This window comes from Terriglobia bacterium (assembly GCA_020073205.1).
Lineage (GTDB): Bacteria > Acidobacteriota > Polarisedimenticolia > Polarisedimenticolales > JAIQFR01 > JAIQFR01.
In genome coordinates, this window is record JAIQFR010000009.1 from 59,509 (window position 1) to 73,984 (window position 14,476).

At 69.8% G+C, this 14,476-nt stretch carries 12 protein-coding genes; 7 read left to right on the top strand and 5 right to left on the bottom strand.

All coding sequences use genetic code 11. The features are described from left to right. Window positions 1-47: 47 nt before the first annotated feature. Window positions 48-2,681, bottom strand: coding sequence for a leucine--tRNA ligase (gene leuS / locus LAO51_03275; protein ID MBZ5637760.1), 2,634 nt, complete (start codon window positions 2,679-2,681; stop codon window positions 48-50). Window positions 2,682-2,866: 185 nt separating this feature from the next. Here leuS and LAO51_03280 point away from each other — a divergent pair, with 185 nt between their 5' ends. Further along, window positions 2,867-5,089: a heavy metal translocating P-type ATPase gene (locus LAO51_03280; GenBank protein ID MBZ5637761.1), complete on the top strand. Its 2,223-nt coding sequence runs from the start codon at window positions 2,867-2,869 to the stop codon at window positions 5,087-5,089. Here LAO51_03280 and LAO51_03285 read toward each other — a convergent pair. Both LAO51_03285 and mscL read right to left on the bottom strand, forming a co-directional pair. Next, window positions 5,086-5,415 (bottom strand): TMEM14 family protein, encoded by a 330-nt coding sequence (locus LAO51_03285; protein ID MBZ5637762.1) that lies wholly within the window; start codon window positions 5,413-5,415, stop codon window positions 5,086-5,088. The two genes, LAO51_03280 and LAO51_03285, sit on opposite strands and share 4 nt — an antisense overlap. Before the next feature lie 26 nt (window positions 5,416-5,441). After that, the gene (gene mscL / locus LAO51_03290) at window positions 5,442-5,879 is read right to left on the bottom strand and encodes a large conductance mechanosensitive channel protein MscL (protein MBZ5637763.1); all 438 of its coding nucleotides are present in this window, start codon (window positions 5,877-5,879) and stop codon (window positions 5,442-5,444) included. A gap of 137 nt (window positions 5,880-6,016) precedes the next feature. On the opposite strand from mscL, the gene LAO51_03295 reads away from it, so the two are divergent. From LAO51_03295 to LAO51_03320, 6 genes are read left to right on the top strand one after another with little or no spacing between them, the layout of a single operon-like run. Continuing rightward, entirely contained in the window at window positions 6,017-6,325 is a 309-nt protein-coding gene (locus tag LAO51_03295) for a TusE/DsrC/DsvC family sulfur relay protein (protein MBZ5637764.1), read from the top strand. 10 nt (window positions 6,326-6,335) lie between these two features. Continuing rightward, window positions 6,336-6,698: a hypothetical protein gene (locus tag LAO51_03300; protein ID MBZ5637765.1), complete on the top strand. Its 363-nt coding sequence runs from the start codon at window positions 6,336-6,338 to the stop codon at window positions 6,696-6,698. Further along, window positions 6,695-6,979, top strand: a complete 285-nt coding sequence (locus LAO51_03305; GenBank protein MBZ5637766.1) for a hypothetical protein — start codon at window positions 6,695-6,697, stop codon at window positions 6,977-6,979. Before LAO51_03300 ends, LAO51_03305 begins: the two co-directional genes overlap by 4 nt. Further along, on the top strand, window positions 6,963-8,321 hold the full coding sequence (locus LAO51_03310; GenBank protein MBZ5637767.1) for a (Fe-S)-binding protein: 1,359 nt from the start codon (window positions 6,963-6,965) through the stop codon (window positions 8,319-8,321). Before LAO51_03305 ends, LAO51_03310 begins: the two co-directional genes overlap by 17 nt. Next, on the top strand, window positions 8,314-9,120 hold the full coding sequence (locus LAO51_03315; protein MBZ5637768.1) for a L,D-transpeptidase family protein: 807 nt from the start codon (window positions 8,314-8,316) through the stop codon (window positions 9,118-9,120). Before LAO51_03310 ends, LAO51_03315 begins: the two co-directional genes overlap by 8 nt. Further along, entirely contained in the window at window positions 9,117-11,363 is a 2,247-nt protein-coding gene (locus LAO51_03320; protein ID MBZ5637769.1) for a carbamoyltransferase, read from the top strand. Before LAO51_03315 ends, LAO51_03320 begins: the two co-directional genes overlap by 4 nt. On the opposite strand, the gene LAO51_03325 is transcribed toward LAO51_03320, so the two are convergent. After that, window positions 11,360-12,541, bottom strand: coding sequence for an aminotransferase class V-fold PLP-dependent enzyme (locus LAO51_03325; protein ID MBZ5637770.1), 1,182 nt, complete (start codon window positions 12,539-12,541; stop codon window positions 11,360-11,362). The two genes, LAO51_03320 and LAO51_03325, sit on opposite strands and share 4 nt — an antisense overlap. A gap of 31 nt (window positions 12,542-12,572) precedes the next feature. Next, window positions 12,573-14,174 carry an oligoendopeptidase F gene (pepF, locus tag LAO51_03330; GenBank protein ID MBZ5637771.1) on the bottom strand — a complete coding sequence of 534 codons (1,602 nt, stop codon included), beginning with the start codon at window positions 14,172-14,174 and terminating at the stop codon, window positions 12,573-12,575. Between the last annotated feature and the right edge of the window lie 302 nt (window positions 14,175-14,476).

Here is a 14,476-nt window from a genome sequence, read left to right on the forward strand (position 1 = left end):
TGGACGTAAGTCGAAGTCCCGCGTAGCCTGAGTCTCGACGCCCGCGGTCACCTCACCACGAAGTTGACGAGCCGCCCCGGCACCACGATCGCCTTGACGATCGTCTTCCCCTCGAGCCACTTCTCGACGGCGCCGCGCGCGAGGAACTTCAGGTCGTCCTCCCCCGCCCCGCGCCGCGCCACGACCTTGCCGCGCACCTTGCCGAGCACTTGGACCACCAGCTCGAACGTCTCGTCCTCGAGGTAGGCGGGATCGGGCAGGGGCCAATCGGCTCGGGCGATCGACTCGGCGTGGCCCAAGCGGCGCCACAGCTCCTCGGCGACGTGCGGCGCGAACGGGGAGAGCGCCCGCACGAAGCGCTCGGCCTGGCTCCGGGTCAAGGCGCCCGGTCGTTCCGAGGCGTCGTTCACGAACGTCATCATCCCGGCGACGGCGGTGTTGAAGTTGAACTCGACGAACGACTCGTCCACGCGCTTCAGCATGCGGTTGAGCGAACGCTCCAGCTCGAGCGCGGGCCCCTCGAGCGGCCCGTCCGGCGAGCGCAGGCCCGGCCGAATCGGATCGGTGCTCTCCGGGTCCACCAGGAGCCTCCACGACCGGTCGAGGAACCTGCGGCAGCCGAGGATCCCGCGGGAGCTCCAGGAACGCTGATCGGCCAGCGGCGCCATGAACATCTCGTAGAGCCGGAACGCGTCGGTGCCGTTCTCCGCGATCACGTCGTCCGGGTTGACGACGTTGCGCAGCGACTTCGACATGGTCGCGACGATCTGCCGGACCTCCTGCCCCGTGGACCGGCGGACGAACTTCCCCTCCACCTCGTCCACCTCGTCCACGGGAACGAGCCGGTCGGTGGCGTCCATGTAGGCCGGCGCCACGAGGAGCCCCTGGTTGAACAGCCGCTTGAAGGGCTCGGGGGTCGAGACGACGCCGAGGTCGTAGAGGACCTTGTGCCAGAACCGGGCGTAGAGGAGGTGCAGCACCGCGTGGGTCACGCCGCCGATGTAGAGGTCCACCGGCCCCCAATATTTCTCCGCCTCGGGTGCGAACGGGGCCGCGTCGTTCCCGGGGTCCATGAACCTGAGCCAGTACCAGCAGGAGCCCGCCCAGCCGGGCATGGTGTCGGTGTCGCGGCGCGCCGGCCGACCGGACGCGGGGTCCGTGGTCAGAAGCCACTCCCTCGCCCTCGCGAGCGGCGGCGAGCCGTCCGCCGAGGGGGTGAAGTCGGTCATCTCGGGCAGCTCCACCGGCAGCCGGTCGTCCGGCACCCGCACCACCGTGCCGTCCTCGAGGTGGAGCAGGGGAAAGGGCTCCCCCCAGTAGCGCTGGCGGCTGAACAGCCAGTCCCGGAGCCGGTACTGGGTCCTCGGGCTCCCGGCTCGCCGCTCCTCGAGGACGCGGATCGTCTCCGCCTTCGCCTCCGGGGTGGGGAGGCCTTCGATCGGGCCGGAGTTCACCGCGGTCCCGTCGCCCGTGAAGCAGACCCCGTCGGCGAGTCCCGGCGTCCCCGCCGGCGGGCGGACCACCTCCACGATCGGAAGGCCGTGCTCGGTGGCGAACTCGAAGTCCCGCTGATCGTGTCCCGGGACCGCCATGATCGCTCCGGTGCCGTAGCTGATCAGGACGTAGTCCGCGACGAACACCGGGATCTTCGCCCGCGGGTCGGCGGGGTCGAGCAGCGGGTTCAGCGCGTATCCCCCGGTGAACACGCCGGTCTTCTCCTTGGCGAGGTCGGTGCGCTCCAGGTCGGACTTCGACGCGGCCGCCGCGACGTACGCTTCCACCTCCGCGCGGCGGTCGTCGGTCGCGATCCGCGGGAGCAAGGGGTGCTCCGGCGCGACCGCCATGAACGTCGCGCCGAACAGCGTGTCGGGGCGCGTCGTGAACACGGTGAGGGCCTGGCCCGACGCTCCCGCCAGGGGGAACACGATGTCGGCGCCCCGCGACCGCCCGATCCACTCCCGCTGCATCGCCTTGACCGACTCGGGCCACTCGAGGAGGTCGAGATCATCGACGAGCCGGTCGGCGTACGCCGTGATCCGGAACATCCACTGCTTGAGCGGACGCCTGACGCAGGGGTAGTTCCCGCGCTCTGAGCGGCCGTTGATCACCTCTTCGTTGGCGAGGACGGTCTTCAGCTCCTCGCACCACCAGACGGGGACGTCGGCCCGGTAAACGAGCCCCTGGTCGAAAAGGCGCGTGAAGATCCACTGGGTCCACCGGTAGTAGGCCGGATCGCTGGTGTTGACCTCGCGGTCCCAGTCGTAGGAGAGTCCGATGAGCCGGAGCTGGCGGCGGAAATTCGCCACGTTCGCCCTGGTGGTCTCCTTCGGGTGCTTGCCGGTCTGGATCGCGTATTGCTCCGCCGGAAGACCGAAGGCGTCCCAGCCCATCGGGTGGAGGACGTTGCACCCCTCCATCCGCTTCCGGCGCGCGACGATGTCGCTGCCGATGTAGCCGATCGGGTGACCGACGTGCAGCCCCGCCCCGGAGGGGTACGGGAACATGTCGAGCACGTAGTGCTTCGGCCGCGAGGGATCGAAGCCGGCCTGCCCCGGGTTCGGGACCGCGAAGGTGCGGTGCTCGAGCCAGTGAGCCTGCCAGCGGGGCTCGATCTCGCGTGGGTCGTAGACGTTCGACACGGGGAACTCCTCGCTCTGGGCCGCCCGCGCGGGAGGCGGCATTGTAGCAAGACGGATCGTATCGCCGGGCGGCCCGCCCGCATCTATGTCTTCCCGGGCCGGTTGAACGGCCCAAGGCGCAGTGCGATGCTGGGGGTCGGGACGAGGTTCGCTTGGTCGAGACGACGGTTCCCGGTGCGGTCGCTGCGGCGGGCAAGGTGCTGAAGTTGGACTTGCCGGTCCTCGGCATGAACTGCGCCGCGTGCGTGCGCCACGTGGAAAAAGCGCTCGCGGCGACACCTGGCGTCCGCTCCGCCAGCGTCAACCTCGCCACGAACCGGGCCACCGTCACCTTCGACCCGATGGCGGTCGGTGTCGCGGACCTCGCGGCTTCGGTCAAGACCGCGGGGTACGAGCTCGTGCTCCCGGCGCCCGCGCCGCCGGAAGGCACGGCGAGGGATCCGGAAGCCGCGGCGCGGGAGCGGGAGACCGCGGAGGCCAGGCGTCGCTTCGCGGTGGCCGCCGCCCTCGGCCTCCCGGTCCTCGTCCTGGGCATGGCCCACGGCGCGCTCCGCGTCCGGGGAGCGAGCTTCATCGAGCTTGCTCTCACCTTGCCGATCGTCCTGTACAGCGGCCGGTCGTACTACACCCGGGCGTGGGCCGCCCTCCGGCACCGCACCGTCGACATGAACACGCTGATCGCCCTGGGCACCGGCGCGGCGCTCCTGTACTCGCTGGCCGCCACGGTCGCCCCGGGACTCGTCGCTCCCGGGCGCGGCGCATCGCCGCACGCCGCCCCGCCGGTCTATTTCGAGGCCGTCGCGGGGATCATCGCGCTCGTCCTCCTCGGCAAGCTCCTCGAGACCCGCGCCCGGGCCCGCACGTCCTCCGCGATCCGGAAGCTCGCTCGCCTCCAGGCGAAGAGCGCGCGGGTGATCCGCGGCGGCGAGGAAATCGAGATCTCGCTGGACGCGGTCGCCGTCGGCGACGTGGTCGTGGTGCGCCCCGGCGAGAGGATTCCCGTGGACGGCGAGGTCCAGGAAGGGGATTCGCGGGTGGACGAGTCCATGCTCACCGGCGAGAGCTCCCCGGTGCCGAAGGGCCCCGGTGCCTCGGTCTCCGGCGGCACGATGAACCGCACCGGGTCGTTTCGATTCCGCGTGACGCGGATCGGAAAGGACACGGTTCTCCAGCAGATCCTCCGGATGGTCGAGGAGGCCCAGGGCTCGAGGGCGCCGATCCAGCGTCTCGCGGACCGGGTCGCCGCGGTCTTCGTGCCGGCGGTGCTCCTGGCGGCGGCCCTGACCTTTCTCGCGTGGTTCCTCGCGGCGCCTCCCGAGACCCGCCTCGCCGCCGCGCTGGTCAACGCGGTCGCGGTGCTGATCATCGCGTGTCCCTGCGCCATGGGCCTCGCGACCCCCACCGCGATCCTGGTCGCCACCGGTCGGGGGGCCGAGGCAGGGATCCTGGTCAAGGGGGGCGGGGCGCTCGAGTCGGCGGGCACGATCGACACCGTCGTCCTCGACAAAACGGGCACGGTGACCCTCGGCTCTCCCGCGGTGACCGACGCGATCCCCACGGAGGGCGGGGGCTCCGAGGACGAGCTGTTGCGCCTCGCCGCGTCGGCGGAGGCGGGCTCGGAGCACCCGGTGGGCGAGGCGATCGTGGCCGAGGCGCGGCGGCGAGGTCTCGTGCTCTCGCCGTTCTCCGGCTTCGACGCGAGGCCGGGCCGAGGGATCGTGGCGTACGTCGAGGGACGGCGGCTCGTCCTCGGCAGCCGGCGCCTCCTGGACGAGGAGGGCGTCGCGGACGGTGGCCTCCTCGCGGGCGCCGAGGACCTCGCGGCGCGCGGAAGGACGCCGGTTTGGGTCGCGGTCGACGGGAAGCCGCTGGGGCTCATCGGGGTCGCGGATCCGGTGCGCGAAGGGGCGCGCGAGGCGATCGCCCGGATGAAGGCGCTGGGGCTCGACGTCGTGCTGCTCACCGGTGACCATCGGGCGACGGCGCAGGCGGTGGCCCGGGAGGTCGGCATCTCCACGGTGATCTCGGAGGTCCTGCCCGACCGGAAGGCCGCGGAGATCGCGCGGCTCAAGGCAGAGGGGCGCAAGGTCGCCATGGTCGGGGACGGCATCAACGACGCGCCCGCGCTCGCGACCGCCGACCTCGGGATCGCGATCGGCACCGGGACCGACGTGGCGATCGCCGCGTCGGACGTGACGCTGGTGGGCGCGGACCTTGGCGGCGTCGTCCGCGCGATCCGCCTCGCCCGCCGCGCCATCGCGACGATCCGGCAGAACCTCTTCTGGGCGTTCGGCTACAACACCCTGGGAATCCCCATCGCCGCCGGGGTCCTGTACCCCTGGACCGGCTGGCTGCTCTCCCCGGTGCTCGCCTCGGCCGCGATGGCGCTGTCGAGCGTCTCGGTGGTGAGCAACAGCCTGAGATTGCGCAAGGCCGACCTCGGGGACTAGGTGCTCTTCGAGGCGCCGAGCGCGGCCACCGCTAGGAGGCCGGCCGCGACGAGGCTGAGCGCCAGGAGGGCCCCCGAAGGCATGACCTTCCCCGTGCGAGCGAGCCTCACGACGAACATCCCGGACAGCACGAGCGCCAGGGCGGTCCCGGCCCAGTATCCCATCGGAGGGTTCGTGGTGGAGAGCCGCCAAGCCACCAGGAGCAGGATCGCGCTCGCCGTGCCGGCGATAAGCGACGGCCTGGAGCCCGCCTTCGCGTACCCGGCGATCCCGCCCAGCAGCATGAGCGCCGCGTAGACCAGGAGAACCACTCGTCCGAGCGCCATACCTCTCCCCTACCTCGGCCGCAGAACTACGCGGCCTTGAGATCCGACGTGCAATGCGGGCAGCGAGTCGCCTTCAGCGGGATCATCGACAGGCAGCGGCTGCACTCCTTCGTGCTGGGCGCCGCCGGGGGAGCTTCCTTCTTGAGGCGATTCATCTGCCGGATGAGCAGGAAGATCACGAAGGCGACGATCAGGAAGTCGATCACGGTGTTGATGAACGCGCCGTAGTTGATCGTCGCCGCGCCGGCCGCCTTCGCCGCCGCGAGGGAGGGGTGCCCTTGACCCGACAGGTCGACGAACAGGTTCGAGAAGTCCACCTTGCCCAGCAGGAGCCCGATCGGGGGCATCAGGATGTCGTTGACCACGGACGATATGATCTTCCCGAACGCGGCGCCGATGATGATGCCCACGGCCATGTCGACCACGTTCCCCTTCATCGCGAATTCCTTGAACTCCTTCAGCATGGGTTCCTCCTTTTCTCTCGTTGGCTCGCCATCGCTGCTCGTCCGGGGGCCGCCGAGCCGGCCTGTCGCGCCGCTCAACCGTTTCATCCTACAATGGCGCCTTCGCGCAACGGACCTTTTTTTCCGAGGCGGAGATCATGAAAGTCGGCGACGACGAATACCCCATCGACGGCAATGGCTTCCTCCAGCACCCGGAGACGTGGGGACCCGCGGTGGCGGAGGCGATCGCCCGCGAAGAGGGGATACCCGAGATGACCGGGCCGCACTGGGCGGTGGTGAATTTCATCCGGACGTACTGGATGGAGCACGATCTCGCGCCGCCCGTGCGCGTCCTCTGCAAGGAGGCGAACCTCGGGGTCCGCGACGTGTTCAGACTGTTCCGGTCGGGCCCGGCCAAGGGCGCGTGCCGAATCGCCGGCCTCCCGAAGCCCGACGGCTGCGTCTAGGCCGGCTCCCATGGCGTCCCTGTCCCTCGTGCTGCTCGTGACGTCCGCCGTGTGGGCGGCGGCGGCGCTCGCGGTCCAGGCGAGCGCGGCGCGCCGCGGGATCCGCGCGCCCCGGGCGCCGGCGGCGGGGCGGGCGGCGCGCGGCATCCTCTACGGTTTCACGACCGCCATGCTGCCGACGAGGAAGGAATCGGCGGGACGGCACCCCGTCGCCTTCACCGCGGGCCTGCTGCTCCATCTCGGCGTCGCGGCGTCGCTCCTCACCGTGCTGCTCTCCGCGCGCTCGCCCCGCCTCTCGCTCTCTCCTCGTGGCGCCTCCTCCTGGCGCCGCTCGCCGGGGCGGGGGTCGCGGCGGGCCTGCTCCTCCTGGTGAAGCGGCTCGCGACCGCGGAGCTCCGGAGGATCAGCCCTCCCGACGACTACCTCGCGAGCCTGATGATCGCGGCGCTCCTTTCGGGTGCTGTGGCCTTCTGGGCCGGCGTCCTGTCCGCCGTCGCGCTCAGGATCGTCGCGACGATCCTGCTCGTCTATCTTCCCGTCGGGAAGCTCCGCCACGCGGTCTTCTTCTACCTCGCTCGAGCCGACCTGAGCGGGAGGCTGGGGTTCCGCGGAGTCTATCCCCCCGGCGGAGGCGGCGATGGCGGACGCGGCTGATCGCGCGGGCCGCGTCGATCTCGTCGCGGCGCTCCGCGCCCTCGACGGGGTCGCGGGAAGCCGCGCGGAGCTGCACGCGAAGGCGTGCGTCCGCTGCGGGCTGTGCGGCCAGAGCTGCCACTTCTACCTGGCCGACCCGGTGCCGGAGAACCTCCCGGCGGCGAAGGTCGAGAAGCTCGCGTCGCTGCTCCGCGGACGCCGCTCGCTCCTCGGCCGAAACGCCCCCTGGCTCTCCCGCGCTCGAGACCTCACGCCGGACGCGCTCGAGGAGCTGGCGGACGCGGTCTTCGGGCGGTGCACCGGGTGCGGCCGCTGCTCGCTCCACTGCTCGGTCGGCCTCGACGTCTCGGCCGTGATGCAGGCGGCCCGGCGGGTGCTGGGGGCGGCGGGGCTCACCCCCTCCGGGTTGAGGCAGACCCTCGACAACCAGATCCGCGACGGAAACCAGATGTCCATCCCCCGGGAGGAGCTGGTCGAGACCGCGTCATGGCTCTCGGAGGAGCTGGCGCGGGAGACGGGGGACAAGGAGGCCCGCGTCCGCGTGGACGAGACCGGGAGCCGCGTGCTCTACCTCGTCAACCCCCGCGAGGTGAAGTTCTTCCCTCTCTCGCTCCAGGCGGCGGCCGGGGTGTTCCACGCGGCGGGAGAGAGCTGGACGCTGTCGAGCCGCGTGTTCGACGTGACGAACTACGGCTTCTTCGCGGCGGACGACGCTTCCGCGGCGGAGCTGACGCGCCGTGCCGTGGAAGAGGCGAAGCGCCTCGGCGCCTCCGAGATCGTGGTGTCGGAGTGCGGCCACGGTTTCCGGTCCTTCCGCTGGGAAGGTCCCGAGTGGCTCGACGGCGCGTACCCCGTCCGGGTCAGGAGCGTTCTCGAGCTGCTCGACGAGTACCTCGCGGGGGACCGGCTGCTCGTCGACCCTTCGAGGAACGCGCTGCCTCTGACCCTCCACGACCCGTGCAACCTGGTCCGCTGGGGCGGGATCGTCGACCCGCAGCGGCGGGTGCTCGCGCGCGTGGCGGAGAAGCTCGTCGAGATGACGCCGAACCGCGAGCAGAACTACTGCTGCGGCGGCGGCGGCGGGCTCCTGGCCATGGAGGAGTACGGCGAGCGGAGGATCTCGAGCGGCGCGATCAAGGCGGCCCAGATTCGCGACACGGGGGCGCGGATCGTGGCCTGCCCCTGCCACAACTGCGCCGACCAGCTCCTCGAGCTCGCGCGGGTCCACGCCCTCGAGGTCGAGATCCGCTCGGTGGTCGAGATCGTCTACGACGCCATTGACTGGAGCGGCATCGCCTCCCGCTCGCGGCCCGTGGCCGAGGACGCCGGCCGAGATGCTTAGCCGGTTCCTGATCCTGCCGCTCGTGATCGGGGCGTCGGCCCTCGGCGCCGCCGAGGCCGGCGCGTTCCGGGTCGGACCCTGGGGGCTCACCTACGCCCGCTACGATGCCGCGCTCTTCGGCCCCGAGCAGCCGCTCCCCCTCGTCCTCGATGCGGAAGGCATCGCGCTCGGCCCGGGCCGCAAGCTCGAGGGAGCCCGCCTGCTCGTGATCAAGGCGGAGCGGCGGTGCGAGCTGTGGGTGGGCGACCGCATGGTCAAGGCGTATCGGATCCAGCTCAGCCAGCAATCGAGGGGAGCCAAGAGCCGGCGCTACGACCAGCGCACGCCCGAGGGGAACTACGCGATCTGCGCCCATCGGCCGTCGAAGTATCACCGCAGCCTGTGGATCAGCTACCCCGGCCTCGAGGACGCCGATCGGGGCGTGAAGGAGAAGCGGATCGGCGAGGCTCAGCGCCGGAAGATCGCCGAGGCGCTCGATCGCGGCGAATGCCCGCCCCAGAACACGCGCCTCGGCGGGCTTATCATGCTCCACGGCCAGCAGCGGTCGCTCACGCGCTCGCTCCGCCGCGCTCACCGCCGGGAGCGCGCCGCGGCGCGCACGGATTTCGGAGAGGGGGACGCGGACCCCGGCGCGATGGGCGAGTACCACGATTGGACCGCGGGGTGCATCGCCTTGTTCAATCCGGACATTCGCGAGCTGTACGACCTGCTCGCCGACGGTACGCCGGTGTCGATCGTCGCCTTAGGCCCCGTGACGCGCCCGGCCCTCCCGACCCCGGCGGGTGGAGCGGGGCGATGAACGAAGCCATCCTCGGGATCTCCGCCTACTACCACGACAGCGCCGCGTGCCTCGTGGTGGGCGGGCGCATCGTGGCGGCGGCCCAGGAGGAGCGCTTCACCCGCCTCAAGCACGACTCCGGGTTCCCGAGCCATGCGGTCGCCTACTGTCTCGAGCAGGGGGGCCTCCGGTCCGCCTACGAGCTCGATTACGTCGTCTTCTACGACAAGCCCGTCCTCAAGTTCGAGAGGCTGCTCGAGACCTACCTGCGGTACGCGCCGCGAGGGATCCGCTCGTTCGTCAAGGCCATGCCTCTCTGGCTCAAGAAGAAGCTCTGGATGCGGGAGAACATCGGCGAGGAGCTGGACTACGACGGGAAGATCCTCTTCACCGAGCATCACCAGGCCCACGCCGCGAGCGCGTTCTTCCCCTCGCCGTTCCCGGCGGCCGCGATTCTGACCCTCGACGGGGTCGGCGAATGGGCGACGGCAAGCCTCGGACTGGGCGAGGGGAACACGATCCGGATCCTCAAGGAGATCCACTTCCCGCACTCGCTGGGGCTCTTCTACTCCGCCTTCACGTATTTCACCGGATTCAAGGTCAACAGCGGCGAGTACAAACTCATGGGTCTCGCGCCTTACGGTGAGCCGACGTACGCGGACCTGATCCTGGACGAGCTGATCGACCTCAGGGAGGACGGCTCGTTCAAGTTGAACCTCCGGTACTTCGATTACTGCGCCGGGCTCCGGATGACGAACCGGCGGTTCGATCGCCTGTTCGGCGGGCCGCCGCGGCCGCCGGAGGGCAGGCTCACGCAGCGCGAAATGGACATGGCGGCGTCGATCCAGGTCGTGACCGAGAAGGTCATGCTCAACATGGCCCGGTTCGCCCGTGAGCAGACCGGCTCCCCCAACCTCGTGATGGCGGGCGGCGTGGCCCTGAACTGCGTGGGGAACGGCAAGATCCTCCGCGAGGGGCTCTTCCGGCGGATCTGGATCCAGCCCGCCGCCGGAGACGCCGGTGGAGCGTTGGGGGCGGCGCTCTTCGTCCATCACCAGGTGCTCGGCCACGGCCGCGTGGTGGACGGATCGAAGGACCTCCAGCAAGCCACGCTGCTCGGCCCCTCCTATGGCGACGTCGAGATCGGCCGATTCGTCGCCGAACGCGGGATCCGTGCGGCACGTTTCGACGACTTCGACGCTCTCCTGGATCGCGTGACCGACCTGATGCAGCAGGAGAACGTGATCGGCTGGTTCCAGGGACGGATGGAATTCGGACCCCGTGCGCTCGGATCCCGCTCCATCCTCGGCGACGCGCGAAGTCGCGAGATGCAGAGCAAGATGAATCTCAAGATCAAGTTCCGGGAGTCGTTCCGTCCCTTCGCCCCGTCCGTCATGAAGGAGCACGCCCGCGACTACTTCGAGCTGGACGTCGAGAGCCCCTACATGCTCCTCACCGCGCCGGTCCACCCGCAACGACGCCTGCCGGTTCAGGGTGACCGTCACCGTGGCCTGGACAAGCTCAAGACGATCCGTTCCACCGTGCCGGCGATCACGCACGTGGACTACTCGGCGCGCATCCAGACCGTTTCGCGCGAGGACCATCCGCGCTACCACCGCCTTCTGGAGAAGTTCTACGAGAAGACGGGGTGCCCGGTGATCGTGAATACTTCGTTCAACGTCCGGGGCGAGCCGATCGTGGCCACACCGGAGGACGCCTACCGTTGCTTCGCCCGCACGAACATGGACTACCTCGTCCTGGGGAGTTACCTCGTCGATCGGCGGGATCAGAGCCTCCCGGCCCGGGACGCCGCGCGGACGAAGGAACTCGAACTGGATTGTAGGAGGGCGAAAGCCGTGCGCAGGAAGAAGCCGGGGGAAGCAACGCAGGCGCGTCGGTTCGCCCTGATCCTCGTCGTCTTCTTCCTCGCCCTGGCCGCGTTCTCGGCGTGGCGGAGAAGCGGGGACCGCGCCGTCGCGTGGTCGTCCGCGGCCGCCGCCGTTTCTCTCTCGGCGCTCCTGTTCTTCCCCCTGTGGCTGCGCCTCTTCCGCGTGTGGATGAAGTTCGCGGAAGCGCTGTCGTGGGTCATGACCCGGGTCATCCTCGGCGTCTTCTACTACGTGGTGCTCGCTCCCTTCGCGCTCCTGTCGCGCGGCTTCCGCGAGGACCCCCTCGACCTGGCCTGGAAGGACGGGAAGCCGACGTACTGGGTCGAGAGGGAGGAGCGGGAAGCCACGCTTACGTCCTGCGAGAAGATGTTCTAGCCGTTCCGATCGGCGGCGATCTCCCCGACCGCGCGAACCGCCGTCTCCACGTGCTCGCGCGTGTTGAACGGTCCGATGGAGAAGCGGACGGTGCCGCGCGGCGCCGTGCCGAGGTGCTCGTGGACGAGCGGCGAGCACTGGAGGCCGGTGCGGGTCTGGATGCCGTACTCCACGTCGAGGATCGTGCCGATGTCGGAGGGGTCGTAGCCGTCCACGGTGATCGACGAGACCGCGACGCGACGGTCGAGCCGCTTCGTGCCGTGGAGCCGCACCCCCTTGATCTGGGAGAAGCCGTCCTCGAGCCTCCCCAGGAGCTCCAGCTCGTGCCGCAGGATCGCGTCCATCCCCCGCCCCTCGATCCAGTCGTGTCCCGCCCTGAGCCCGGCGATCCCGAGGAGGTTGAGCGTCCCGGCCTCGAGACGGTACGGGTACTCCTCCAGGTGGTACAGCTCCGCGGACCGCACGCCCGTCCCTCCCCAGACGGTCGCCGTGACGGAGGCGTCGTCGGCCACGCACACCCCTCCCGTCCCCGTCGGGCCGAACAGACCCTTGTGCCCGGTGAAGCAGACGAAGTCGATCAGGCTCACGGCCATGTCGATCGCGACGACGCCCGCGGTCTGCGCCGCGTCCACCGCGAACAGGACACCCGCCTCCCGGCAGACCTTTCCGATGGCCGAGACGTCTTGCACGGTGCCGATCACGTTCGACGCGTGGATCACGATCACGAGCTTCGTGTTCTTCCGGATGGCCTTCCGGATCTCCCCGGGGTCCACGTACCCCTCGCCGTCGGGCCTCACGAAGGTGGCCTCGGCTCCCAGCCTGACCATGTGGTTCACGGGCCGGATCACCGAGTTGTGCTCGAGGGTGGTCGTGACGATGTGGTCCCCGGGAACGATCGTCCCCTTGATCACCACGTTCAGCGCGTGGGTGGCGTTGGCGGTGAACACCAGCCGGTTCGGGTCCTTCGCCTTCCCCGCCCGCACGAGGCTCCCGTTGAACATCGCGGTGAGCTTCCGGCGGGTGCCGTGGACCACCTCCTCCGCCTCGAGGGCCAGGTCGCACCCTGTCCGGCCGGGGTTGACGCCGCACTGCCGGTAGAACCGGCTCATCGCGTCGTGCATCTCGTCCGGCTTGGGGAACGTCGTCGCCGCGTTGTCGAGGTAGATCACCTTCTGCATGGAGCCCCCCGGGGCGCCCCGGCGGGGCGGGTCACTTGCCGCCCGCCCGGCCCAGGATCGCCTCCATCTCGTCCATCGTCTGGTTCATCTCCTTCATGGCCGCGGCGAACGGCGCCGACGTGGTCATGTCCACCCCGGCCTCCCGCAGGAGATCGATGGGGTACTCGGAGGAGCCGGACTCGAGCATGTGGAGATAGGCGTCGCGCCGCGACGTCGGCGCCAAGGCGGCTCTAGCCTCCTCCAGGATCCCGCGGGAGAGCGAGATCGAGGCGACCAGGCTCGTGGCGTACTGGTAGACGTAGAAATTCCAGTAGAAGTGCGGGATGTAGGCCCACTCGATCCCGTACAGGTCCTTGACCTCCGTGACCCCCTGGTCGTGCCCGTAGTACTGGCGGAGGAGCTTCAGGTAGAGCTTCGAGAGGCCCTCGCCGGTGAGCGTCTCCCCGCGCTCCGCGGTCTCGTGGATCGTGAGCTCGAACTCCGCGAACAGCGTCTGCCGGAACAGGGTGCTCCGCAGGAGGTCCAGGTGGCTCCCCAGCAGGAACAGGCGGGTCGAGTCGTCCTTGGCGTCGCGGAGCATCTTCCGGAAGAGCAGGTTCTCGTTGAGCGTCGACGCCACCTCCCCGACGAAGGTCGAGTAGTCGTGGCTGACGTACGGCTGGGTCGTGTCCGAGAGGTACGAGTGCATCGAGTGCCCCGATTCGTGCGCCAGCGTCGAGACGTCGTCGTAGTTCCCCATGAAGTTCAGGAGCTCGTACGGGTGGACGCCGTACACGGTCTCGCTGTACGCGCCCGAGCGCTTTCCCTTGGAGGGGAGGAAGTCCACCCAGCGCGCGGCGTACCCCTTGCGGAGCGTCGCGACGTACTCCTTTCCGAGGGGGGCGAACGCCTCGAGGGTCAGGTCCATCGCCTGCTCCGGCGTGAACGTCGCGTTGGCCTCCTTCACGATCGGGGCGTACAGGTCCTCGTAGCCGAGCTTGTCGAGCCCCATCATGCGCTTCCTCAGACCGAGGTACCGGTGGAGCGTCGGCAGGTTCGCGTGCACGTCGGAGATCAGCTGGCGGTAGACCGCGGTGGGAATGGCGTACTCGAAGAGCGCGTCGTCCAGCGAGCCCTTGAACTTGTGGACGTCCCGGTCGAACACGTGCGCCTTCACCTGGGCGTAGAGCGACGTGCCCATCGTGCGCTCGAACTCGCGGTAGCGCGTCCAGAAGGCGTCGAACACCTTCCCGCGATCCCCGCGATCCGGCGCCGCCCGGTACTTGGTGTACGCCGACGCGTCGAGTCGGATCTTCTCGCCGGTGGACAGCGTGACCTCGGGATAGGGGAAGTCCGCGTTGGTGAGGACCGAGTAGATGGCCTCCCCCGCGTTCTCGAGGTTCCCCGCGCGCGCCACGATCCCCTCTTCCTCGGGGCTCAGCGTGTGCGGCTTGCGCCGGAGGATGTCCTCCAGGAAGAACGCGTACGGCTTGAGGCGGGGCTCCAAGGCCACGAACCCCCTCACCCTCGCAGGGTCCAGCGAGAGGATCTCGGGCCTCAGGTACGCGGTGGCCGTGCGGTACTCCACGAAGGCGTGGTCGGCCTCCTGCAGCATCTCCTGGCTCCGGCCCACCCTCGTGTCCTGATCGCGCAGCCAGCTGGCGTACGAGCGGACCCTCGCGAAAGCGGGCGACCTCGGGGATCCGCTTCAAGGCGCGCTCGCGGGTCGACCTCCACGCCGCCTCGTCGGCGAACACGTCCTTCAGGTTCCAGGTGTACTTCTCCGGGATCTCCGAGCGCTCGACGGCGCCCGCGTGGGGAACGAGAGGCGTCACGAGCGCCGCCGCGGCCAGGAGGCCGATGGCGCGGGAAAGCACGCTTCGCATGATAGGGGCTCCTCGGGTTTCGTCCGAACGCGCGGCCGCGCCGCGTCGGTATGGGGTGCGACGCTCATGA

Bases quoted from the DNA above. Each gene is read 5' to 3' on its own strand.
- leuS (MBZ5637760.1), bottom strand. From the start codon at position 2,681: ATGCCGCCTCCCGCGCGGGCGGCCCAGAGCGAGGAGTTCCCCGTGTCG.
- LAO51_03280 (MBZ5637761.1), top strand. From the start codon at position 2,867: ATGAACTGCGCCGCGTGCGTGCGCCACGTGGAAAAAGCGCTCGCGGCG.
- LAO51_03285 (MBZ5637762.1), bottom strand. From the start codon at position 5,415: ATGGCGCTCGGACGAGTGGTTCTCCTGGTCTACGCGGCGCTCATGCTG.
- mscL (MBZ5637763.1), bottom strand. From the start codon at position 5,879: ATGCTGAAGGAGTTCAAGGAATTCGCGATGAAGGGGAACGTGGTCGAC.
- LAO51_03295 (MBZ5637764.1), top strand. From the start codon at position 6,017: ATGAAAGTCGGCGACGACGAATACCCCATCGACGGCAATGGCTTCCTC.
- LAO51_03300 (MBZ5637765.1), top strand. From the start codon at position 6,336: ATGGCGTCCCTGTCCCTCGTGCTGCTCGTGACGTCCGCCGTGTGGGCG.
- LAO51_03310 (MBZ5637767.1), top strand. From the start codon at position 6,963: ATGGCGGACGCGGCTGATCGCGCGGGCCGCGTCGATCTCGTCGCGGCG.
- LAO51_03315 (MBZ5637768.1), top strand. From the start codon at position 8,314: ATGCTTAGCCGGTTCCTGATCCTGCCGCTCGTGATCGGGGCGTCGGCC.
- LAO51_03320 (MBZ5637769.1), top strand. From the start codon at position 9,117: ATGAACGAAGCCATCCTCGGGATCTCCGCCTACTACCACGACAGCGCC.
- LAO51_03325 (MBZ5637770.1), bottom strand. From the start codon at position 12,541: ATGCAGAAGGTGATCTACCTCGACAACGCGGCGACGACGTTCCCCAAG.